Source organism: Melaminivora alkalimesophila (assembly GCF_000282995.1).
Taxonomy (GTDB): domain Bacteria; phylum Pseudomonadota; class Gammaproteobacteria; order Burkholderiales; family Burkholderiaceae_C; genus Melaminivora; species Melaminivora alkalimesophila.
Genome location: NZ_ALEE01000638.1, coordinates 1 through 1,718, shown reverse-complemented (window position 1 = coordinate 1,718; position 1,718 = coordinate 1). Strand labels below are relative to the sequence as shown.

Sequence of the window (1,718 nt, the reverse complement as noted above, 5' to 3'; positions counted from 1 at the left end):
GGCTGCCGCGCCACCGACGGCGCCCGGCACCGCCGCGGCCGGCGCCGAAACGGCGTCCCCGCAGCAGCCGCCGGCGCGCGTTCCGCCGCCGGCCCGGCTGGTCTTCGCGGTCGAGGGCAGCGTGAAGGGACTGCCATACCGCACCGACGCCGAGCTGGTCTGGACGCACCATGGGGGCCGCTACGAGGCGCGCCAGGAGATCCGCGCCTTCCTCGTGGGCTCGCGCACCCAGACCAGCCAGGGCCGGGTCACGGCCCACGGCCTGCAGCCCGAACGCTTCGGCGACCGGAGCCGGCGCGAGCGCACCGCCTGGCTCGATTTCGAGCGCGGCGAGGCGCGCTTCAGCGCCGGCGCACCGCCCGCGCCCATCGAGCAAGGGGCGCAGGACCGCCTGAGCGTGTTCCTGCAGCTGGGCGCATTGATCGCCGCCGCCCCGCAGGACCACCCTGCCGGCACGCGGATCGAGCTGCAAACCGTCGGCATCAAGGGCGCCGACCGGTGGAGCTTCACGGTGCAGGGCCTGGAGACGCTGGATCTGCCCCTGGGGCCCACCCCGGCACTGAGGCTGCAGCGCCTGCCGGCGCGCCCGGACCAGGGCGAGCAGACGGCCGAGCTGTGGCTGGGCACCCGGCTCGACTACCTGCCGGTGCGCATCCGCATCGCCCAGGACGGCGGCGACCGCATCGACCTGCAGCTCCAGGAGCGGTCCTCTCCCTGAACCCCGCCGCGCGCGCCACCCAGGTTTTCCCGGGACTTGAACTCCCGGCCGCAGCGGCCATCTGCACCATGAAGCCAACGAAAGGGGGACCACCCACACAACCATCAGGGAGAACACCAATGCACATGCTCTACGATTCCGATTCCTTCGTGGTGGTGCACATGCAGGCGGAGCCCATCCAGCCCGCCACCGCACCCGACGGCACGCCCCTGCCGGTCCAGCTCGTGCGCCACGGCTTCGAGATCGTGGACAAGCGCTCGGGCAAGGAGGTCTATCTGGACGGCTCCTGGGCGGAGCTGTTCCAGCAGCAGATCCTTGCCTGGCAGCGCGAGGCGCCCACCCAGCAGGAAGTCGAGGACACGCTCGAGGGCTACGCCGGCCTGGCGCAGCACCCGGTGGTGGTCCACTGACCCCCGCACCGGCGGGCACGCCGCCCGCGCGGTGCCCTCATCCGCCGGCGGTGCGCGCTCCCCGGCGCGCCGCCATCTCCCGCCCCATCGCGCGCTCGGCCTCGCGGTCGACCAGCGCCTGCGCCGCCGGATAGACCGCCTCGTCCTCGTGGCGCAGGTGGTCGGCGTAGCTTGCGGCAAACCGGTCCAGGGCCTCTTCTGCGGCACCGTCCAGCCGCTCGGCCGTGCCCTCGGCCAGCGCCTGCAGTGCGCCGCGCGCTGCCGCCCAGCGCTCGGCCATGTCGAGGTGGTCCTGCTGCAGCTGCCGCACCAGCGCAGTCACCTCCGGGTCGGGGCTGCCTGCGAGCAGCAGCGGGAAGATGTGCCGCTCCTCGTCCTCGTGGTGCAGGGGCGCGGCGATGTCGAAATAGCGCAGCACGTCGCGCGCCGCCTGGCGTGCCGAGGCGTCGCAGCCCTGCTCGCGCAGGTAGGTCCGCAGGCGCGCCAGCAGCGCCAGCGAACGGCGCACGCGATCGTGGCAGGCGTCGAGCATCGCGAAGGGCTCGTCGAAGCCTGCGCCCGGGCTGTGCAGGCCCGGCAGGCCGACGCGG

At 73.9% G+C, this 1,718-nt stretch carries 3 protein-coding genes; 2 read left to right on the top strand and 1 reads right to left on the bottom strand.

The window, feature by feature from the left end; genetic code table 11:
• The coding region (locus A612_RS12455) for a DUF3108 domain-containing protein (RefSeq protein WP_019374798.1) at positions 1 to 718 on the top strand (718 nt) is incomplete at its 5' end.
• 119 nt (positions 719 to 837) lie between these two features.
• Entirely contained in the window at positions 838 to 1,128 is a 291-nt protein-coding gene (locus A612_RS12450) for a BTH_I0359 family protein (protein ID WP_019374797.1), read from the top strand.
• A gap of 37 nt (positions 1,129 to 1,165) precedes the next feature.
• Here the strand turns inward: A612_RS12450 and A612_RS12445 are convergent.
• Positions 1,166 to 1,718, bottom strand: a 553-nt coding sequence (locus A612_RS12445) for a hemerythrin domain-containing protein (protein ID WP_019374796.1), incomplete at its 5' end; no start/stop codon positions are given.